Annotated in this window: 23 protein-coding genes; 6 read left to right on the top strand and 17 right to left on the bottom strand. The window is 71.7% G+C overall.

The genetic code is table 11. The features are described from left to right. Positions 1-2: 2 nt before the first annotated feature. Genes J2Z30_RS11385 through J2Z30_RS11370 form a run of 4 tightly spaced genes read right to left on the bottom strand, consistent with a single transcriptional unit; the run spans position 3 to position 4,692 of the window. On the bottom strand, positions 3-854 hold the full coding sequence (locus tag J2Z30_RS11385; RefSeq protein WP_107073262.1) for an ABC transporter permease: 852 nt from the start codon (positions 852-854) through the stop codon (positions 3-5). Continuing rightward, on the bottom strand, positions 851-1,825 hold the full coding sequence (locus J2Z30_RS11380; protein ID WP_044568812.1) for an ABC transporter permease: 975 nt from the start codon (positions 1,823-1,825) through the stop codon (positions 851-853). Before J2Z30_RS11380 ends, J2Z30_RS11385 begins: the two co-directional genes overlap by 4 nt. A gap of 4 nt (positions 1,826-1,829) precedes the next feature. After that, a complete protein-coding gene (locus tag J2Z30_RS11375; protein ID WP_044568813.1) occupies positions 1,830-3,479 on the bottom strand; it encodes an ABC transporter substrate-binding protein in 1,650 nt (549 codons plus the stop codon). A 40-nt stretch (positions 3,480-3,519) separates the two neighbouring features. Further along, positions 3,520-4,692, bottom strand: a complete 1,173-nt coding sequence (locus tag J2Z30_RS11370; RefSeq protein WP_044568814.1) for an acyl-CoA--6-aminopenicillanic acid acyltransferase — start codon at positions 4,690-4,692, stop codon at positions 3,520-3,522. Between the two features lie 121 nt (positions 4,693-4,813). Between J2Z30_RS11370 and J2Z30_RS11365 the strand changes: the two genes are divergently transcribed. Continuing rightward, complete coding sequence (locus tag J2Z30_RS11365) at positions 4,814-5,716, top strand: MurR/RpiR family transcriptional regulator (protein ID WP_044568816.1); 903 nt, start codon at positions 4,814-4,816, stop codon at positions 5,714-5,716. Positions 5,717-5,732: 16 nt separating this feature from the next. On the opposite strand, the gene J2Z30_RS11360 is transcribed toward J2Z30_RS11365, so the two are convergent. The 8 genes from J2Z30_RS11360 to J2Z30_RS11325 form a co-directional block, all read right to left on the bottom strand. Further along, positions 5,733-6,116, bottom strand: a complete 384-nt coding sequence (locus J2Z30_RS11360; RefSeq protein ID WP_245387898.1) for a gas vesicle protein K — start codon at positions 6,114-6,116, stop codon at positions 5,733-5,735. A 9-nt stretch (positions 6,117-6,125) separates the two neighbouring features. Next, entirely contained in the window at positions 6,126-6,335 is a 210-nt protein-coding gene (locus tag J2Z30_RS11355; RefSeq protein ID WP_044568826.1) for a gas vesicle protein, read from the bottom strand. Next, entirely contained in the window at positions 6,332-7,243 is a 912-nt protein-coding gene (locus J2Z30_RS11350; RefSeq protein WP_245387862.1) for a GvpL/GvpF family gas vesicle protein, read from the bottom strand. The genes J2Z30_RS11355 and J2Z30_RS11350 overlap by 4 nt, the downstream gene beginning before the upstream one ends. After that, positions 7,240-7,632 (bottom strand): gas vesicle protein, encoded by a 393-nt coding sequence (locus tag J2Z30_RS11345; protein ID WP_052701289.1) that lies wholly within the window; start codon positions 7,630-7,632, stop codon positions 7,240-7,242. The genes J2Z30_RS11350 and J2Z30_RS11345 overlap by 4 nt, the downstream gene beginning before the upstream one ends. Continuing rightward, positions 7,629-7,892 (bottom strand): gas vesicle protein GvpG, encoded by a 264-nt coding sequence (locus J2Z30_RS11340; RefSeq protein ID WP_044568828.1) that lies wholly within the window; start codon positions 7,890-7,892, stop codon positions 7,629-7,631. Before J2Z30_RS11340 ends, J2Z30_RS11345 begins: the two co-directional genes overlap by 4 nt. A 13-nt stretch (positions 7,893-7,905) precedes the next feature. Next, entirely contained in the window at positions 7,906-8,655 is a 750-nt protein-coding gene (locus J2Z30_RS11335) for a GvpL/GvpF family gas vesicle protein (RefSeq protein ID WP_044568829.1), read from the bottom strand. A 2-nt stretch (positions 8,656-8,657) separates the two neighbouring features. Beyond that, on the bottom strand, positions 8,658-9,029 hold the full coding sequence (gene gvpJ, locus J2Z30_RS11330) for a gas vesicle protein GvpJ (RefSeq protein ID WP_078957276.1): 372 nt from the start codon (positions 9,027-9,029) through the stop codon (positions 8,658-8,660). A gap of 207 nt (positions 9,030-9,236) precedes the next feature. Beyond that, positions 9,237-9,560: a gas vesicle protein GvpO gene (locus tag J2Z30_RS11325; protein ID WP_052701291.1), complete on the bottom strand. Its 324-nt coding sequence runs from the start codon at positions 9,558-9,560 to the stop codon at positions 9,237-9,239. Between the two features lie 806 nt (positions 9,561-10,366). Between J2Z30_RS11325 and J2Z30_RS11320 the strand changes: the two genes are divergently transcribed. Together J2Z30_RS11320 and lysA are read left to right on the top strand one after the other, a co-directional pair. After that, positions 10,367-10,771, top strand: coding sequence for an SAV_915 family protein (locus tag J2Z30_RS11320; protein WP_044568830.1), 405 nt, complete (start codon positions 10,367-10,369; stop codon positions 10,769-10,771). Between the two features lie 11 nt (positions 10,772-10,782). Then, positions 10,783-12,138 carry a diaminopimelate decarboxylase gene (gene lysA / locus J2Z30_RS11315; protein ID WP_245387861.1) on the top strand — a complete coding sequence of 452 codons (1,356 nt, stop codon included), beginning with the start codon at positions 10,783-10,785 and terminating at the stop codon, positions 12,136-12,138. Between the two features lie 99 nt (positions 12,139-12,237). On the opposite strand, the gene J2Z30_RS11310 is transcribed toward lysA, so the two are convergent. Then, positions 12,238-12,645, bottom strand: a complete 408-nt coding sequence (locus J2Z30_RS11310) for a tautomerase family protein (RefSeq protein ID WP_044568831.1) — start codon at positions 12,643-12,645, stop codon at positions 12,238-12,240. A 114-nt stretch (positions 12,646-12,759) separates the two neighbouring features. On the opposite strand from J2Z30_RS11310, the gene J2Z30_RS11305 reads away from it, so the two are divergent. Continuing rightward, on the top strand, positions 12,760-13,677 hold the full coding sequence (locus tag J2Z30_RS11305; protein WP_044581195.1) for a LysR family transcriptional regulator: 918 nt from the start codon (positions 12,760-12,762) through the stop codon (positions 13,675-13,677). Between the two features lie 155 nt (positions 13,678-13,832). Next, the gene (locus J2Z30_RS11300; protein WP_209468642.1) at positions 13,833-14,204 is read left to right on the top strand and encodes a hypothetical protein; all 372 of its coding nucleotides are present in this window, start codon (positions 13,833-13,835) and stop codon (positions 14,202-14,204) included. Positions 14,205-14,284: 80 nt separating this feature from the next. On the opposite strand, the gene J2Z30_RS11295 is transcribed toward J2Z30_RS11300, so the two are convergent. The 4 genes from J2Z30_RS11295 to J2Z30_RS51325 all read right to left on the bottom strand — a co-directional run bounded on the left by J2Z30_RS11295 (position 14,285) and on the right by J2Z30_RS51325 (position 18,234). After that, positions 14,285-15,247: a hypothetical protein gene (locus tag J2Z30_RS11295; RefSeq protein WP_044568833.1), complete on the bottom strand. Its 963-nt coding sequence runs from the start codon at positions 15,245-15,247 to the stop codon at positions 14,285-14,287. A 20-nt stretch (positions 15,248-15,267) separates the two neighbouring features. Then, positions 15,268-15,840, bottom strand: coding sequence for a carboxymuconolactone decarboxylase family protein (locus J2Z30_RS11290; RefSeq protein WP_044568834.1), 573 nt, complete (start codon positions 15,838-15,840; stop codon positions 15,268-15,270). Between the two features lie 22 nt (positions 15,841-15,862). Further along, positions 15,863-16,297, bottom strand: coding sequence for a carboxymuconolactone decarboxylase family protein (locus J2Z30_RS11285; RefSeq protein WP_209468641.1), 435 nt, complete (start codon positions 16,295-16,297; stop codon positions 15,863-15,865). Between the two features lie 200 nt (positions 16,298-16,497). Beyond that, a complete protein-coding gene (locus tag J2Z30_RS51325) occupies positions 16,498-18,234 on the bottom strand; it encodes a thiamine pyrophosphate-binding protein (RefSeq protein WP_078956546.1) in 1,737 nt (578 codons plus the stop codon). A gap of 120 nt (positions 18,235-18,354) precedes the next feature. Here J2Z30_RS51325 and J2Z30_RS11275 point away from each other — a divergent pair, with 120 nt between their 5' ends. Further along, a complete protein-coding gene (locus J2Z30_RS11275; protein WP_044568839.1) occupies positions 18,355-18,957 on the top strand; it encodes a TetR/AcrR family transcriptional regulator in 603 nt (200 codons plus the stop codon). Positions 18,958-18,973: the final 16 nt, after the last annotated feature.

Genomic DNA, 18,973 nt, shown 5'->3' with positions numbered 1-18,973 from the left:
GCCTACCTCCCCTTGCCCAGCCGGTCCGAGACCCGGACCCCGACGATGTTGAAGGCCACCACGACGACGGCGATGGCCGTACCCGGTACGAGGGCCGGCAGCAGCGCCCCCTGCACCACGGCGTCCTGCCCCTCCTGCACCATCAGCCCCCAGTCGATCGAGGGCGATCCGGCGCCGAAGCCCAGATAGCTGAGGGTGGCCAGGCTCATCAGCCCCTCGCCGAAGAGCACCACGAGATAGCCGACGATCGCCCCGGCCAGATTGGGCACCAGATGGCGCACGCAGATCCGGGTCCCGCTCATGCCCTGCACCCGGTAGGCGTCGATATACGGCTTGGACCGCTCGGCGAGGGCGAGGCTGCGGGTGTACCGCGCGATGGTGGGCGCGTACGCGAGCCCCAGGGCGAAGATCGACGTGGTGAGGCCGTCGCCGAAGACCGCGATCACCAGGACCACGAACAGCAGGCCGGGGAAGGCGTACATCACATCGGTCACCCGCGAGAGCAGGGTGTCCACCCAGCCGCCGCGCCACGCCGCGACCGTGCCCATCGTGACGCCGAGCAGCGCGGCCAGCGCGAGCAGCGCCAGGGGTGCCAGCAGGCTCGACCGAGCGCCGTACAGCACCCGGGAGAGCAGATCCTGCCCCGAGGCGTCGGTGCCCAGCGGATGCTGGGAGGTGGTCCCCGCGAGCGAGGCGGACAGGTCGACCGCGTCCGGCGCGTGCGGGGCGATCAGGGGTGCGCACACCGCCGCCACCACGACCAGGGCGAGGAAGCCACCCGCGATCATCACCGGTACCGGGCGCCGGGCCCGGACCCGTACCGGGATCAGTGCCCCGGCCGTCACCGTCGTCATGCGGTCTTTCCTTCCGGCTTGCTACGCGGCTTCCCGCCCGGCGCGACCCGGGGGTCGATCAGCGGATGGACCAGGTCGACCAGCGTCGTCACCACGACATAGCCGATGACCATCAGCAGCAGCACCGCCTGGGTGACCGGGAAGTCATGCGTGGTGATCGCGCTGACCAGCAGTGAGCCGATCCCGCTGAGCCCGAAGGCGGTCTCGACCACCACCGTTCCGGCGAGCATGCCCGCCATGACGAGCCCGCACATGGTGACGATCGGGCCGAGCGCGTTGCGCAGCACATGCTGGACGACGATCTGGCGCTCCGACTGTCCGGAGGCGCGGGCCGCCTCCACATGGTCGGAGGCGTACGCCTCGGCCATGGCCTGCCGGGTGACCCGGCTGATCACGGCGAGGGCGCTGAGGGCGAGGGCGAACGCGGGGAGCGTGAGGTGGTGCAGCCGCCCGGCGAGCCCCTCGCCCTGGCCCGTCACCGGGAACCAGCCAAGCCGCACCCCGAACAGCGAGACCAGCGCGATGGCCGCCACGAAGGCGGGCACCGAGGCGGCGAGCGTGGTGCCGCCGACCACCGCCGAGTCCACCCAGCCGCGGCGCAGCGCCGCCAGCACTCCGGAGCCGACGCCCAGCACCACGAAGAACACCGTGGCGTAGGCGACGAGCTCCAGGGTGGTCGGCAGCCGCGCCCCGATCAGGTCGGCCACATGGTCGCGGTACTGGAACGACCGGCCCAGGTCGCCCTGGAGGCCGTCCCACAGCCACCGGCCGTACTGGACGACGAGCGGCTCGTCGAGGTGGTGCTCCGCGCGGACCGCCGCGAGCTTCTCCGGGGTGAGCTCCTGTCGGCTGCCGGAGAGGAGGACGGCGGGGTCCCCGGGGGCCGCGTAGACGGCGGCGAAGATGATGAACGAGGCGGCGAGCAGCGTGGCGAACAGGCCGGCGATCCGCCGCGGCAGTCCGCGGATCATGGCGTCAGCCCTTCTTCGTGCCGAGGTCGGCGGCCCACGGGTAGTACATCGACACCATGGACGCCGGCGGGCCGGTGTACTTGTCGCCGAGCACCATCACCGACGGCACCTGCACCAGCGGGATCCACACCGCGTCGTCGGCGAACTTGGTCTGCGCGTCGATGACCAGCTTCGCGCGCTCGCGGTCGTCGATGGTCTGCTGGGCCTTGCCGACGAGGGCGTCATAGCCCTTGTCCGAGTAGCCGAGCCAGTTGTTGGCGTTGCCGGATATGCCGTTGTCGTAGAAGCCCGCCGGATCGGCCTTGGAGATGTACCAGTCGACCGGGATCAGGTCGAAGCCGTTCCGGGACCCCGGGTCGGAGAAGAACTCGTCGTAACGGCTCGACGCGATCGTCTTGACGGTGACCTTCAGCCCGATCTTCTGGGCCGCGCCGCGCACCGCGTTGGTGATGACGGTCTGGCTCTCGCTGCCGTCGCTGGAGACGACGATCGGCTTCGAGGGCGCCCCGGCCCGCTCGACCAGCTTCTTCGCCCGGTCGATGTCGTCCGCCGAGGGCGAGACGGTGTAGGCGGTGGAGTGCTCGAGGTCCTTCTGCGCCTTCTGGAACGCGGCCTTCTCATAGCCCCAGGCCCCGGGGCCCACCGGGGTCGCCCAGGGTTCGGCGAGGCCGTTGAAGCCGGACTTGGCGATGCCCTTGCGGTCCATGGCCAGCGACAGCGCCTTGCGCAGCCGCGCGTCCCCCAGCCCGCCGCCCTTGGTGGGACTCAGCGACCAGGCGGTGGTGGACTGCCCGTAGTAGGCGCGCACGCCCTTCTTCTTGGACAGCACGGCGGCGGGGCCGGTGGCGGTCAGATAGGCGCCGTCCGCGGCGCCCGTGGAGATGGAGTTGACCAGGGCGCTGCCGGAAGCCCAGCGGAAGACGACCTCCTTCGTCAGCGGGCGGACGCTCTTGTCCCAGTAGTCCGCGGAGCGCTCGATGGTGAGGGAGGAGCCGGAGTTCCAGCTCTTCAGCCGGTACGGTCCGGTGCAGGCGTCGGGGTGGCCGGGGGTGCCGAAGTCGTCGCCCTGCTTCTCCACCGCCTTGCGCTCCATGATGATCCCGGCGTCACCGGCGAGGGCCTTGGTGAACAGGGCGCTCGGCTTCTTGAAGGTGACGGTGACCTGGTTCGCGCCGGTCTTGGCGATCGTGTCGACGTCCTCGTACTCGTCCGACTCGTTCATCTCCGGCCGGGCGTGCCGCTTGAGGCTCCACACCACGTCGTCGGCGGTCATCCGGGCGCCGTCGTGGAAGGTGACGTCGTCGCGGAGGGTGAGGACGAGCTTCTTGTCGCCGGTGTACTCGGCCTTCTCCGCCAGCCGCGGCGCGGTGGTCATATCGGGCTCGAGCAGGAGCAGCCGCTCGCAGATGTTGGCCAGCACGGTACGGGTGCTGCTGCCGCCCTGGGCGTCCATGTCCAGGGTGGCGGGCTCCTGTTCCACGAGCCAGTTCACCGTGGTGGCCGCGCCGGATGCCTTGGGGGTGGTGTCGGTGAGCTTGAGCTTCGCGGGGTCGACGGACGCGCCGCCGGACCCGGAGGTCGCCCCGGAGCACCCTGCGGTGAACAGCAGGGCACCCACAAAGCCGACTGCGGTGGTACAGAGCTTGGTTCTCATGGCAGGCTCTCTGGTCGTTCGTGCGGACGTGAGGGAGGCGTCAGTTGGGGGCGTGCGGACCGTCGTAGAGGTTCCAGGGCAGCTGCTGGTACTCGTGGTCGCAGGGGGTTCCGGGGGTCACGTGGTAGTCACCGGTGGTCAGGTCCACGCAGGAGGACAGCAGCGTCGTCCACCATTTGACCTCGGGCTGCCGGGTGTCGGGGTGGGTGCACAGGCCCTCGGGGTGGCCGAGGTGGTCGGACATGGCCTGGTGGATCAGCTTGCGGGACTCGTCCGGCGCACCGGCCTCGCGCAGCAGGCGCAGCCCGGCCTCGGCCCGGGGCACCCGGATCAGGGAGTCGGAGGACTCGGGGCGGTAGCGGGCCGCGAGCTGGACGGGGACGGTGGTCTGGTAGTGGTTGCCGTGGACGAGCAGCCCCCGCGTCGGATACATCCAGCCGTGTGCGCCCGGAGTGGTCTCCAGGTCGAGGGCGAAGCCCTCGCGGCAGGTCAGCAGGGCGTTGCTGGCGATGTGGCCGCGGGTGCGGCACAGTACGTCGACCGCGTCGCTGATCGACACGCTGTCCAGGACCCGGCGGCGGATCACGGTCTGGGGCAGCCCCACGGCGTCGTCGAAACGGCCGCCGAGGCCGTTGGCGTTGAGGGCGATGCCCGCGGAGTTGGCGCCCTGGCGGCCGACCTGCCCGGCCTCCACCTGCATGATCACGGTGGGGTGCGGGGGCTGGACGATCCGGAGCATCAGGACGGTGTCCGCGACGCCCGCCCGCCAGTCCCAGTTCTGGCCGCAGTAGACGTGGCCGTCGCCGCTCGCCTCGCCCAGTACGGCGAAGGACGTGCAGCCGTCGGTCACCTCCCGGTCGTCCGTGACGTCCGCGACGGCGTCCGTCCGGGCCCGCATCCGGGCGAAGGTCTGGTCGTAGATGATCTCGCCGCGGGCGTTGAGCGCGAGCACGTCCAGGAGCCCGACGCCCGCCCCCTCGGCGATCCCGCCCATCTCCTCGACGAGCTCGGGGGCGTAGGCGCGCACCGGCTCCAGCCAGCGCTCGGCGCGCGCGGTGACCTGGTCCCAGGTGAGCCCCGAGGATTCGCCGAACGCCTCCTCGTAGTAGGCGAGCGCCCTGCCGATGCTGTCGCGCGCCGCCTCGCCGTACTGGCGGCCGCGCTCGGCCGGCGGGCCGGAGATCTCGACGGTGGGGATGGTGGCGGCTGTCATGGCACTCCTGTGTTCTGAGGCCCGGACCCACGAGGGGCTGTAATGTGTGTTTCAGAAATCAGCGTTCTTGGAACGGTGAGCCCAGATAGTAATGTCCACCACAGGGAAGTCAATAGCTGTAATGAGCGAACCGAGAAGCGTTACCGGGACGACACGGCTCGCCGCCGCGGTCCGGGACATGTGGGGTGAGCTGTCCGCTTCCGAGCGGGTGGTGGCCCAGTATCTGGTCAGCGCCCCGCCGGAGAATCTGCTGTTCGCGAGCGCACAGGAACTGGGCGCGGCCAGTGGCACCAGCAACGCCACCGTCGTCCGCGCCCTGCAGCGCCTCGGCTACGCCGGCCTGCCCGCGCTCAAGAGGGAGCTGGCCGCCGGCTTCACCTCCGCGACCGCCCCCGAGGAGCGGCTCAAGCAGCGCATCGCCCGCGTCGGCCACGACCTGGACGAGGTCAAGGACCGGGTCTTCGACGAGGCCACGGAGCGTCTCGAGCAGTGCCGCCGCCTACTGGAGACGGATGTGCTGAAGCAAGCGGTGCAAACGCTGGCGGACGCGCGTGAGGTGGTCGCCTACGGCGTGGGCGCCTCCGAGCTGGCCGCCCGGCATGTGGTGCTGAAGCTGCGCCGGGCCGGCCGCCGGGCGCGCTTCATCGGCGCCACCGGCTTCACCATGGCCGACGAACTGCTCAGCCTCGGCCGCGGGGACGCGGTGGTGATCCTCCACCCCGGCCGCCGGCTGCGGGAGTTCACCGTGCTCACGGATCGGGCGCGGGCGGTCGGCGCGAGCGTGGTGCTGGTCACCGACGTCCCCACGGGGCCGCTGGCCACCCACGCCGATGTGGTGATCAGCGCCCCGCACACGCCCACCGGCATCACCGCGGAATCCCTGGCGGGGATCGTCGTCATGGACGCCCTCGTACTGGCCCTCGCCTCCCTGGACGAGCCACGGGCGGTCGAAGCGTCCCACCAACTCACCGTACTGAGGGGGCAGTTGATCGACCGGTCCGAGCCGCGGCCGCGCAAGAGCTGACCCGGCGCGGGGTCTCCTACCGGGAGGCCGGGCCCGCCGGGGAGCCCGCCGGGGAGAGCAGGGTGCCGAGCGGGCCGAGGTCGAGGTTGAGATCCTCCATCCGCAGATCGTGACGGGCGCACATCTCCTCCATGCGCTGCTGGAGGATCATCAGCGTCATGCCGACGCGCTCCTCCTGCTCCTCGGTCAGATCACCCTTGTCGACGCGGTGGAGCGCTTGGCGCTCCATCAGCTGACGCAGCAGCTCGACCACGGTCAGCACCAGCTTGGCCAGATCGCGCTCGACCGTGTCCGCGTCGGTGCGCAGCCGCTGGGCGGCGGCGCCGGAGGAGGCTGACATGCGCGGGTTTCCTTTCGTCGGGGCCTTTCGCCAGGGCCTTGCGTCAGGGCCTTGTGTCAGGGCCTTGCGTCAGAGCGGCAGCGGGGCGGGGTGTTCGGCGTCGACCGGAGCGATGACCGCGCGCAGATCGATCCGTACGAGATCGACGTCCGCGATGGACAGGACGAGGTCACCGGCGAGCACGACCCCGCCCTGGAGCAGCCGGTCCAGCAGGTCGATCAAGGCGACCTCGCGGCCCGCGAGCGCCCGCGCGTCCTCCTCGTCCAGCGCGCCGCTCATACGGGCTCCGGCCGGGCGGCCGGCTCGGGCGGAAGGGCGAAGGAGTACGGCGCCCAGGGGCCGGTCACCTCGACGCGCACCCCGGGCTGCCCCTCGGCGGCGGCCAGGACGCGGGAGCGGAACTCCTCGGCGCGGTCGGCGGACACCAGATACGCGTCGTTGGCGATGTTCTCGCCACCGGGCTTCCCGCCACCCGCCGTCCCGCCACCGGGCATCTGGGCGAGTTCGCCGCGCTGCGGCTGGTGGGCGACCCTGCCCACCGCCAGGCACCCGGCCTCCTCGGCGATGCGCGCGGCCGTCCGGGCCGCCGTCTGCCAGGCTTCCTCGGCGCCGCGCCGCCGTCGGCGGCGGGCGGCGAGATAGGCCCGGCCCGGACTGAGGGCCTCCTCCCCGCCCATGGCCCCGCCCGTGGCCCCGGCGGGCACCGCCGCGTCACTCGCCAGGGAGCCGGTGGGGTCGGTGGGATCGGTGGGATCGGTGGGATCGGTGGGATCGGTGTAGACCTTGACGCCCCATTCGACATGCCCGGCGAGCCGTTCCAGCAGCGGCAGGAACTGGTCGCGGCGCTCCTGGAGCACCTGCCGCACCCGGTCCTCGTCCCGGTAGACGGTGGCCAGCCGCAGCGGCAGTACGGCGCCGAGCGGGGCCAGCCCCGCCACCACCCCGTGGTGACCGCGGGCCAGCGCCTCCAGCCGGGGCAGCTCCTCCAGGCCCGCCTTCAGCGCGCCCTCCTCGAACTCCTCGGCCGGGACCGGGCCTACGGCCGCCGCCAGATCGCCGGTCTCCACGAGTCCCACCTGCTCGTCCGCGACCCCGCGCAGTACGGCCACCGCCCGCGCGGCCTCCGGGGTGGGGCGCAGCACCGCGTAGGCGTACACCATGTGCTGTCGCTGTGCGCTCTCGGTCAACCGTCCACGCTCCTGTCCTCGGCCCGTGCCCGCAACGCCGCGATCTCGGCGCGCAGCCGGGCGTTCTCCTCGGTGAGGGACCGCTCTGCGTCGTCGTCCTGTACGGCCCGGGTGCGGGCGCGGGAGGACAGCGACGGATCGTGCTCCCACCAGTCGATGCCCATCTCCTTCGCCTTGTCGACGGAGGCCACGAGCAGCCGGAGCTTGATGGTGAGCAGCTCGATGTCCAGCAGGTTGATGCGGATGTCGCCCGCGATCACCACGCCCTTGTCCAGGACCCGCTCCAGGATGTCGGCGAGCGACGGGGCGCCCTCGGCGCCCTGACCGTACGGGGTGGCGGGCAGGCGTGGCGGGCCCAGCCCGCCCGCCACCGGTTCTGTCGTCGTCACGGGGCTCGTCTCCGCTCGTCCGGCCGTTCCCGGCGTTCCGGCTGTGCCAGCCGGTCGAGCAACTCGTCCTCGCGGCGGTCGTACGCGTCCTCGTCGATCCGCCCGGCCAGCAGATCCTGCTCCAGTTCGGCGAGGGCGCGCCGGACCGGCGCCGGGTCGTAGTACTCGCGCTCGGCGGCCGCGGCCATCTGCTCGGCGGCCCAGACGGTGGCGCGCACCGGCGCCAGCGGAAAGGTGAGCAGCCCGGTCAGCAGTCCCATGGCACCCCCGCCCTCAGGCCACGAAGCTGTACGGCGGCAAGGGGCCGCGCAGCCGGAAGTCGTAGCCCTCTCCGTAGCCCTGCGCGAGCTGCCGCGCGGCCCGGGAGAACTCCTCGGCGCGCCCCCGCTCCACCAGGAACGAGGCGTTGAGGAAGTCCTCCCCGGCCGGGGCGGCCACCACTTTGCCGCGGGCCATCTCCGACAGCCGCCCGACGACCTGGTCGGCCAACAGCCCCTGTCGCACGTCCAGTTGACGTGCGACCAGCTCGCCGAGGGCCACCCGGTCCGCGTAGGTGCCACCGCCGTCGCGGGTGCGCTCGTTGAGGCGCCGGGCGTCGTCGGACTCGGTGAGCACCTCCCGCAGCAGGTCGTCCTGCGAACGGGCCGCCTTCAGGTTGAACTCCGCGGTGGCGTGCAACTCCTCGAGCCTGCGGACGTATTCGGCGCGCCTGCCGTCCAGCGCCGCCACCACCCCGGCGTCGTCGGGCGCCAGCATGCCGAACCGCATCGGCAGTACCGCGCCGTCCGCCATCAGCCGCTCCTGGACCTCCTGGTGGGCGGCGAGATCACGGCGCTTGGGGCGCAGCTCCGGTGGCGCCGGGCTCACCACGCAGGCCAGCGGCCCGCCGGTGACCGCGCGCAGAACGCCGGACACGCCGCCCACGGCCCGCAGTCCCTCCAGCCGCAGCGGATGATCGGACCCGGTGATCGCGTAGATGTAGAGGGACGGACCGGGAGCCGGAGCCGGGGACGTGGTCGACATGGTCACTTGTCCTTGTCGTCGTCGCGGTCGAAGACATCGCTGATGGCCCCGAGGGCCCCGCTGATCGCTCCCTCGGTCTTGCCCCGGGCGCCGCCCTCGACGATGTTGCCGACGATGTCGCTCAGCTTGTCCGGGGCCTTGCGGCCCGATTCCAGGTCGAGGCGGTTGCACGCCTCGGCGAAGCGCAGATACGTGTCCACGCTGGCGATCACGATCCGGATGTCGATCTTCAAGATCTCAATGCCGACGAGGGAGACCCGGATGAACACGTCGATGACGAGGCCACGGTCCAGGATGAGTTCGAGGATGTCGAAGAGGCTTCCGGTCCCTGAACCGGTCGATGCGGTGGCAGGCAGCCCGCCGGTCTGCGTCATCACGGTCACGTGTGCTTCCTCTCGGTCGCGCTCGGTCGCCTGTCCGCGTCTGATACGGGCGCGGTGGCGGCGGCGTTCACCGATGTCGGCACGGGTGACACATGGGCGCGCGGGCATGGAACGGCCCCGCGCCGCGGACATCACCGGCGCGGGGCCGCAGGAGGAAACCCGGCAAAAGAACGGCCGTGCCTGGTCCGGCTCCGGCGTCTAACGCCCGCGGTCGAGCTGACCCCGGGCGTAGCGGTGTTGCCGCTCATAGCCGAGGAGTTGGCCCTGTGAGTCGAGGGTCACACGGTAGGTGGCCATGATGGTCATGGTCTCCGGCACCCGCACCAGCTCCACCACCTCCACGTCGGCCACCCATCCGTCCGGCGTCGGCTGCATCGCGGAAACCGCCTCCGGCGCGGTGCCCAACAACTCCCCCAACTGCTGGGCGGCGCCCCGCATGGCCTGCGCCACGGGCACGCGGCGGGGCCGCTGGGTGTTCTCGGGGGTGTCCGTGGGCGGTGTGTCCGGATCAATGCTCGTCATGGTCCCACCGTGCCAAGTCCTGCGGGTGCGTGGTGCGCGGATCCCCAAAGCGGCGACGCGGACGCAGAGTTTCCCCTACCCGCCCCTCCCCGAACCAGGGGCTCCGCCCCCTGCCCCCCGAACGCCCTCCGGGCGTGTCCTCAATCGCCGGACGGGCTGGATTCACCCCACCCGCACACCGGACAAGAAGCCCGGGGCCGGGCCCTGGGCTGCGGCTGTGCCCTCCCGTCCGGCGACCGAAGACCAGGGGCTGGGAACGAGCCCCAGGTTGCGGCGACCCACCCCGCCAGCGAAGGAAGACCCGGGCTCGGGACGGAGCACTGAGCTGCAGCTATCCAGCCCGCCCAGCAATCGAGGACCCAGGCCCGGCGCGGAGAACCGGGCTGCGGCAATCCAGCCCGTCCGGCGATTGAGGACCCAGGCCCGGTGCGGAGAACCGGGCTGCCGCAATCCAGCCCGCCCAGCAATCGAGGACCCAGGCCCGGCGCGGAGAACCGGGCTGCCGCAATCCAGCCCGTCCGGCGATTGAGGACCCAGGCCCGGCGCGGAGGACCGGGCTGCGGCAATCCAGCCCGTCCGGCGATTGAGGACCGGGGGCCGGGGCGGAGCCCCGGTTGTGGGGAGGGGCGGGGTGGGGGAAGGGCCACCGGAGGTGGTGGGTGCCAGCGGCGCGTCAAGACTTGGCGTTCTCGCGTCAGTGTCCCGTCAGGGACATGGGCCCACCCCAGGGTGCGGGAATTAGCGTCCTGTTCCGGCCCCGGACCCACTGTCCGGTCCGGGGCTCCTCTCGCCCCTGGAGGCACGTCATGAACGACCGTCTGTACGGAGACGACCCCGAGCCCGACGAACCCGTCCCGGCCGGACGCGTCCTGTACGTCCCCGTCCGGCCGGGACCCGTCGGCTGCGCCGTGCGCCTCTTCCGTACGCCCCGTGGCGGCCGTACCGCCGTCGGTTTCTCCACCCGGGGGCGGCTGGCCGCGGTCCTCGGTGCCCGGCAGCCGTGGATCCGGCTCGGCGAACCGGCGCTGCGCGCCCTCGCCGAGCCGCTCGGCGCCACCTCGCTCACCGTGGACCCGCGGCTCGCGGTCCGCGAGATCGCACCGCCGGAGCCGGAGCGCCACCACGACTCCGTACTCGCGGGAGCGGTCCGCGCCGTGCGCGTGGCGGGGGCCGCCGCCCTCGTCGGGGGCCTCGGCGCATGGCTCGGCTGAGGGAGGACGCCATGGTCACGCCGCTGGTCCCGGGCACCGGGCCACGCACACCCCGCACCACGCGCCGCGACGGCGCGCTCTCCGTCTGGCCCGGCTCCACCGTCCCGCTCGACGACGGCGACCTGGCCGTCGGCGGAGTGTCGCTCACCGAGCTCGCGGACCGTTTCGGCACCCCGGTGTACCTCCTCGACGAGGCCGAGGTGCGGGCCCGCTGCCGCGTCTACCGGGAGGCCTTCCCGGAGGCCGCCGTCCTCTACGCCGCCAAGGCGTTCCTGTGCCGCGCGATGGCGCACTGGGCGGAGGAGGAGGGCCTGGGCCTGGACGTGTGCTCGGCCGGTGAGCTGGAGCTCGCGGTCACCACCGGTTTCCCGCCCGAGCACATCGTGCTGCACGGCAACGCCAAGAGCCCGTACGACCTCCAGGCCGCCCTGCGCCTCGGGGTCGGGCGCATCGTCATCGACAGCCCCTCGGAGATCGCCCGGCTGGCCGTCGCCGTGCCCGGGGGCAGCCGTCAGAAGGTCATGGTCCGGGTCGCGCCGGGCATCGCCGCGGGCGGCCACGCCAAGGTCCGTACCGGCACCGACGACCAGAAGTTCGGTCTGTCGCTCACCGATGGCTCGGCGCATCACGCCATCGCCCGGATCCTCGACCAGCCGCGCCTGGAACTGGTCGGCCTGCACTGCCACTTGGGCTCCCAGATCACCTCCGCCAAGCCCTATCTGGCGGCGGTACGGCGCATGGTCGGGCTGCTGGCGAGGGTCCGGGACCAGCACGGGGTCACCCTCCCCGAGCTGGATATGGGCGGTGGGCACGGCATCGCCTACCGCCCCGGCGAGCCCGCCCTCGACATCGCCGCCCTCGGGCCCCGGCTGCGCGCCGAACTGGCCGACAGCTGCGCGGCGGCCGGGCTGCCCGTGCCACGGCTGATCATCGAACCGGGCCGAGCCGTCGTCGGACCGGCCGGGGTCGCGCTGTACCGGGTCCTGGCCGTCAAGCGCACCGGACACCGCACCTTCGTGGCCGTGGACGGCGGGATGAGCGACAACCCCCGCCCGGCGCTGTACGGAGTGCGCTACGCGCCCCGGCTCGTGGGCCGCGCCACCACGGCGCCGCTCGCCCCCGCCACCGTGGCCGGACGCCACTGCGAGGCCGGGGACGTGCTGGCGGGCGAGGCGGAGCTGCCGGGCGACGTCCGCCCCGGCGATCTGCTCGCGGTGCCGGTGGCGGGCGCGTACCACCTCTCCATGGCGTCCGGCTACAACCTGGTCGGCCGCCCGCCGGTGGTCGCCGTGGCCGACGGCAGGGCGCGGCTGCTGGTCCGGCGTGAGTCGCTGGACGACATCCGCGGCCGCGACGTCGGTCTGTAGCCAGGACAGCGCAGGGGGGAGGGGCGGCGATCCCGCCGTCCCTCCCCCGGGCCGGGCGCCGTGAGCGCCCGGCCCGCGGCTCCGTTCGCTCCTCGATGGTCAATCGATGTCCATGCGCTCGTCGTAGCCCGTCCGGGGGTTGACGGTCCGCCCGGCCGCCCACCAGTTCTCGCTGTTCGTCTCGACCGCGCACAGGAGGATGTCCTCCTCGGGGACGTCCGCGTACAGCCGGAGGTTGCCGCGGATGGCCGCGAACAGCTCCGCCTTCTGCTGGGGATCGCGGTCGTTGAAGAAGAGCTGGATGAACATCGTGCGGTCGCCGCGGCGGATGCCGAAGAACACCGGCTGCGTCTGGACGTTCTCGGGCTTGAGTTCGTGGATGAGGTGGAACTGGTCGTCCTGCGGGATCTTCAGGACGTCCACCATGGACCGGTGGATGCCCAGCGAGACATTCCGGCGGTACTCCGGGGTGGTGCCCTCGCGCAGGTAGATGTTGACCAGAGGCATGGTGTGTCGTTTCCGTTCTGCTGTGGTGTGCCCATCACGCTAGGAACACCCACGACATTCCGCCAACGAATGTCTCGCATGGCCGGTATGCTGCGTGCGCATGGACGTGCGTTCATGGACATGACCCTGGTCGGGCTGCGGGTGCTGCGCGAGGTGGCGGAGCGGGGCACGATCACCGCCGCGGCGGAGACACTCGGGTACACCCAGTCGGCCGTCTCCCGACAGGTGGCCGCGCTGGAGCAGGCGGCCGGTGCCCGGCTCTTCGACCGCCACCCGGGCGGTGTGCGGCTGACCACCGAGGGGCGCGCCCTGCTGCGGCACGCCGTGGTCGCGCTGGACGCGCTCGACGCGGCCGACCGTGAGTTGCGCGGGGCCGAGGCGGAGGACGGCCCGGTCCGGCTCGGGTTCTTCCCCACCGCCGGAGCGGTGATCGTGTCCCGTGCGCTGGCCACCCTGCGCCGGGAGCACCCCCGGATCCGGGTGAGCACACGGGAGGGCACCACACCATCGCTGGTACGGGCGCTGCGCACCGGCACACTCGATGTCGCCGTGCTGTCGTCCAGGCCACCCCACCGCTCCCCCGACACCGATGCCCCGCCGCTGCGTGTGGAGCCGCTGTTCGAGACCCGGCTGGCCGTGGCGGTGGCGGCGAGCGGCCGGTTCGCCGGACGCGACAGCGTCACGGCCGAGGAGATCGCGGACGAGCCGTGGATCGCCAGCCCGGCCGTCGCGGAGGAGCCGCTGCTCGGTGTCTGGCCGGGGCTGCCGGGACGGCCCCGGGTCCGCCACACCGTCCGCGACTGGCTGACGAAGCTGCATCTGGTGGCGGCCGGGGCGGGCATCACCACGGCCCCGCCGGCACTGCTTCCCGCCGTCCCGCCCGGTGTGCGTCTCGTCGCCGTCGAGGGCGTGGCGGAGGAGTGGCGACGCGTCAGCCTCGTACACGCGCCGAGCCCCGCCACGGCATCGGCGAACGCGGTGGCACACGCCCTGCGGCAGGAGGCCGCCGAACTGGCCGATACCCCCGGGTGACGGTCCGGGCTGCCGACCTCGTTGACGACCTCTTTGATGTTTTCGGCGGCGGCACGTTAGTCATACGGCAGCGAACGTTAGGTGCTGGTTAGTCGGTCATTACTGCCGCCGGACAAGGTGGCAATCGAGTCGTTTTCCGACACGATGGAGATGCTGTGAGTAACCAGTTCGTTCGGCGTATCGCTTTCGGTGCAATGGGTCTGGCCGGTATTGCCGGCGCGTTCGCCGTGACCGCTCCAGCCGCCTCGGCCGCGCCGGCGGCCGCCGGTAAGATGCGTGTCTGCAACCACGCGAGTGGCTACAGTTCGTTCGTCGCCTTCACCACAAACGCGCACACCAACGCGATCGCCCCTGGCCACTGCACTCGTTGGCGGCCTTCGATCAAGGTCGGCAAATTGGTGTATGTCCAGGGCAAGAAGGGGCGCGACATTTTCCAGATGGGATCGTACAAGGTGCCCACTGGTACCTATCAGGTGGACACCCGCGGAACCCGCGCGAACCCGACGTTCCGGATCGTCCGCAGGTAATCCACTGCTCGCCAGTCGGAACACTGTCCTGCCGGGTACGTACCCGGCAGGACAGTTTCGCATCGTGTGATCGAAGACATCTAGCGCGGTAGTTCCATGCGCAGGACCCTCGAGCGGCGCGCACGGCCGTCCGGAGGCGGTGCGGTGGTCCCGCCGTCGGTGATGAGGTAGGCCACGCGTCCGTACTCACCGGGCCCGCGCCCCCAGGCGATGCTCGACGGCCCCAGGAGGCGCAGGTCCAGGGGGTCGCCGATGACGATGTCCCGGGGCTGGTCCGGCGGCCCGTCCAGCAGCACACGGTCGAGGGTGTTCTGACGGTGCGTGGTGACGTAGGCAACGCCCGCGTCCTCGTCGAGGCAGAAGTCGTCGGCCATCGTGCCACCACCGACATGCTCCGGCGCTCCGGCCGGGTCGAGGGTGTCGGGGTCGACCGGCACCCGCATGAACAACCGCTGCGCCGTGGAGGTGTAGTACAGGTGGTGGGTCCGCTCCGCATAACGCACACCGTTGATGCCCGGCTGGAGCGGCCTCATGGTGCTGAGCGGGTCGTGCTCCATGCTCGGGTGGGCGAGCCAGACGTCGGCGACCGCCGGGCCGCCGGCGGCGGACAGGTCGACACGCCAGACGAAGCCGCCGAAGCAGTCGGCCAGCAGCAGGACACCGGGAGCGATCGCACAGCCCCCGTTCAGGGCCCGCACCCGGGAGTCGAAGGTGAGGACCGTCTCGACCGCGGGGGCGGCGCCGGGTAGCCGGCCCCGCAGATCGACTCGGCTCAGATACGACGCGTGTGTGGTGTAGCCGTCACTGAGGGCCACGTGGAACACATCCGGCTCGGTCTCCACGACCGCCGAGACGAGGTGGTCGTAGGTGTGCAGGAGGATCGGCTCGACCCGGGTGTCCGCCGCGCCGGAAGCCGGAATCAGCCACAGCTGCTTGTGGTTGAGCGATGTCACGACGATCGAGTTGTCGCTTCGCACCGCGAGGTTCTCCAGGAAGGAGTGCTCGGGGAACTCGGCGACGGTGTGCAGAGTTGCGGTTTCCATGGTCGTCCTTCCTCGGGGTCTCACTGGTCCAGGCCGACCGCGTTCGACGGCACGTCGAACGCGGCGAGGGTCAGCGACACACCGGTGAACCAGCCCATCAGCACGGTGACGTCGACGATGCCCGCGTCGCCGATCGTCTCCTTGGCCCGGCGGTACAGCCCGACGGGAACGACACGCCGTCCCACCAGCGATGACGCGAGTTCGTACACGAGCTGCTGCCGTAGGTCGTCGAAGGAGGTGGGACGGCCGGCGACGATGGCCGCCACCTTCGTCGGGTCAAGGCCGCCCAGCGCCACGCCGATCTTCTCGTGCTCGTAGGCGGCGTAGGCCGAGCGCCAGTGGCCGGTGACGACGTTCGTGACAATCTCGATCTCCGCCTTGGACAGCGACGAGTCCGTCTGGAAGTACGCACCCGTCGGCACGATCGCCGTCAGCAGCCGGGGGTTGGCCAGCCAGATCTTGTGCGGGCCGGGCACCAGGCCGCGCAACCGCCGGGTGTACTCGTACGCGCCGCGCATCTCCGGTGGCATGGCGTCGACCGGTGTCTCCACGTAGCGGCCGAACGTCCCGAAGTCCTCGGGGTCCTCGAACATGGGGTTTCTCCTCCTTGCGGGGCTACTTCCGCGGGGCCGGGCTTCCCGCCGGCACGTCGTACGCGTTGAGGACGACTCCCAACGCCAGGTAGTGGACGGTCACGAAGACGATCGCGTCGAGGGCCTCCTGCCCCAGCGTCCTGACGGCCGTGTCGTACAGCGGCCCTGGCAGGGAGCCTGGCCCGGTCAGGGCGGTCGCGACGTCGGCCGCGAGCACCTCCTCCTCGGTGAGGCCGGACGGGCGGCCGCCCGCGCACAGCGTGGCCACCTGATTCGGCCGCAGCCCGGCCCGCGCCCCCAGCCGGGCGTGCGCGTACAGCTCGTACGCCACGTCGAAGCGCGCTCCGATCGTCAGGACGACGACCTGTCGGGCCCGCTCGGAGAGTCCGGGAAGCCGCTGGGCGAGGTCGATGAACCGGGCGAGCGCCTGTCCCAGCTCCGGGAAGTGGAGCATCACCCCCCCACGGTCCGACGAACGCTCCCCCGGCGTCGCGGACCTCCAATCCCGCGTATTCGTCGGCCTTCACCATGGCGTCGAAGGCGTCGTACAGACCCCGCTGTTCCGGGGCCAGTTCCTCACGATGGAGCAGCGGCAGCCGCATGGCCATCTCCTCTCTTCCGCGACTCTCTTCCACGACAACGAGCACGACGACGAGATCAGACGTCCCTGATCAGCCGGGTGTCGAAGGTGGTGACCGGAGCGACGCGCTCCTTGCTGACGACGACGTCGATCAGCGCCGGGCGGGCAGTGGCGATCGCCTTCTCCAGGGCGCTCCGGAAGGCGCCGGCCGAGTCGACGCGGGCCGCGAACACCCCGTACGCCGCCGCGAGCTTGGCGTGGTCGACGTCGAGGAAGTCGCAGACCTCCGACACGGGCTCCCCGCCGAGGGCGTGCTTGAACCCGACGTGTTCGTAGGCGAGGCTCGCGTTGTTCAGGACGATGGTCACCGCGGGAATGTCCAGCCGCAGCGCGGTCTCCAGGTCCCCGACGTGGTAGCCGAAGCCACCGTCGCCCACGAGCGCGAACGCACGGCGTTCCGCCCCCGTCGCGAGCTGTGCCCCGAGGACCGCCGGGAACGCCCAGCCGAGCGTGCCGGCGGCGCGCAGGAACGTCCGGCCGGGCGCGTGGACGGGAAACAGCGCGCCTCCCCAGGCCCCCATGAACCCAGTGTCCGCGACGAGCAGATCACGGTCGTCCGCCAGCTCGCGCAGGATGGCCACGACGGCTTCGGGCCGGACATGCCCGGCGGCGGGGCGGCGCGCGACGGCATGGAACGCCTGCTGCCAGGCCGCGCATCTGCTCCGCACCGCCTCGCGCCATGTGTGGTGCGCACGGTTGCCGGACTCCGAGGGCGCCGCCACCGCAAGGGCTCGGCACAGCTCGCCCGCGTCGGCGACCACTCCCGCGCCGACCGCGCGGGTCCGGCCGATGTGCTCTGCCATTACGTCGACCTGGACCACGTCCGCGTCCGCCGAGGGCAGGGTGTAGGTGTCGGTCGCGAGGCCGCCGAGGTCGGTGCCGATCGCGAGGACGAAGTCGGCCTCGCGCGCGATCTCGTTCGCCACCTTGCTCGCGTAGCGTCCCGCCACGCCGACCGACAGCGGATGGTTCTCGGCGATCGAACCCTTCCCGCCCAGGGTCGTGAGGACCGGAACACCCGCGGTTTCCGCGAGTCGGGTGAGGTCTTCGGCGGCGTCGGCGGTCAGGACCCCGTTGCCGGCCAGGAGCACCGGTCGCAGGCTCCGGGCGAGGCGGTCGGCGATATCGGCCACGGCGGCGGCCGAGGGAGCCGGCGGGGTCGGGCGACGGATCAGCGTGCAGGTGGCGTCGGCGTGCGTCGGTGCGGCTTCCGCCGCGAGGTTGTCGGACGGTGCCGCTTCGGCGGCGAGGAGGTCGCACGGGATGTCGATGTGCACCGGACCCGGGGCCCCCGCGCCCGCGACGCGCAACGCCTGGGCGACGAGTTCACCGGCGCGGTCCGCCCGCGCGACCCGCGCCTGCCACTTCGTCACCGACTGGAACATGGGCGGCTGGTCGAGCTCCTGGTACTCGTATTTGTACTCGACCCGCGTCGAGACGGTGCTGGTGAGCGCCACGAGCGGGCTGTGGGCCCACCGGGCGTCCGCGAGCGCGGCGGCGACGTTCGCCGCTCCCGGCCCCCACTGCCCGTACACGACGGCGGGCCTGCCGGTGACCCGGGCGTAGGCATCGGCCATCACCACGGACGCGGCCTCGCTGCGGGCCAGGCACATCTCGATGCCGTGATCGCGCAGGGCGCGCCAGAGCCACAGATCACCACCGGTGATCAGGAAGACCCGGTCGACGCCGCCGTCCTTCAGGGCGCGAGCGACATCATGCGCGACCCGGGGCACGACTCCACTGGCTGTCGCCACAAGCGTTCTCCTGTCTAAAAAAACGAATGACCGTTCTCTTATTTCGCCACACTGCCCCGCCCGCCATCCGCTGTCAAGAGGAAGGCGAACGATCGATCACTTTTGCGGTAGCCTGGCGCCATGCCGAAGGTGAGCCAGGAGTACCTCGACGCCCGCAGAGCGGAGATCCTGACCGCGGCGAGGCGCTGCTTCGTCCGGGACGGTTTCCATGAGACGTCGATGCAGGATCTGCTCGCCGAGGCCGGGGTGTCCTCGGGGTCGATCTACCGGTATTTCCCCAGCAAGCAGGACATGATCATCGCGATCGCGGAGGAGAACCTGGCCGAGGTGGTGCACGAGGCCCGCCGCCAGGCCGAGCGCAGGCCCGCCGCCGGGGTCGGCGAGGCGATCGCCGATCTCCTGGAGGTCATCAGGGCGAAGCACGCGGAGAACGGATTCGCCGCCATCGCGCTACTGACCTGGTCCGAATCCCTGCGCAACCCGGCGCTCGCCGAGCGGCTCCGGACCGCCCTCACCGAGGCGACGGCCGACCTCGCCGCCATCGTGCGGGAGCATCAGGACTTCGGCCATCTGCCGCCGGACGCCGCGACGGACTCACTCGCCCAACTGATCACCTCCACGGTGCCCGGCTACATCCTCCAGCTCGCCACGCTCGGCCCGGACGCGGTCGACGGCCTGCCCGGGGCCGCGCGGGCGCTCTGGCCGGCACCAGAGGCGCAATAGGCTGGACCAGCCGGTC

This window comes from Streptomyces iranensis, from assembly GCF_017874715.1.
Lineage (GTDB): Bacteria > Actinomycetota > Actinomycetes > Streptomycetales > Streptomycetaceae > Streptomyces > Streptomyces iranensis.
Note: the sequence above shows the minus strand (reverse complement) of the source record. Positions and strands in the feature narration are given on the sequence as shown.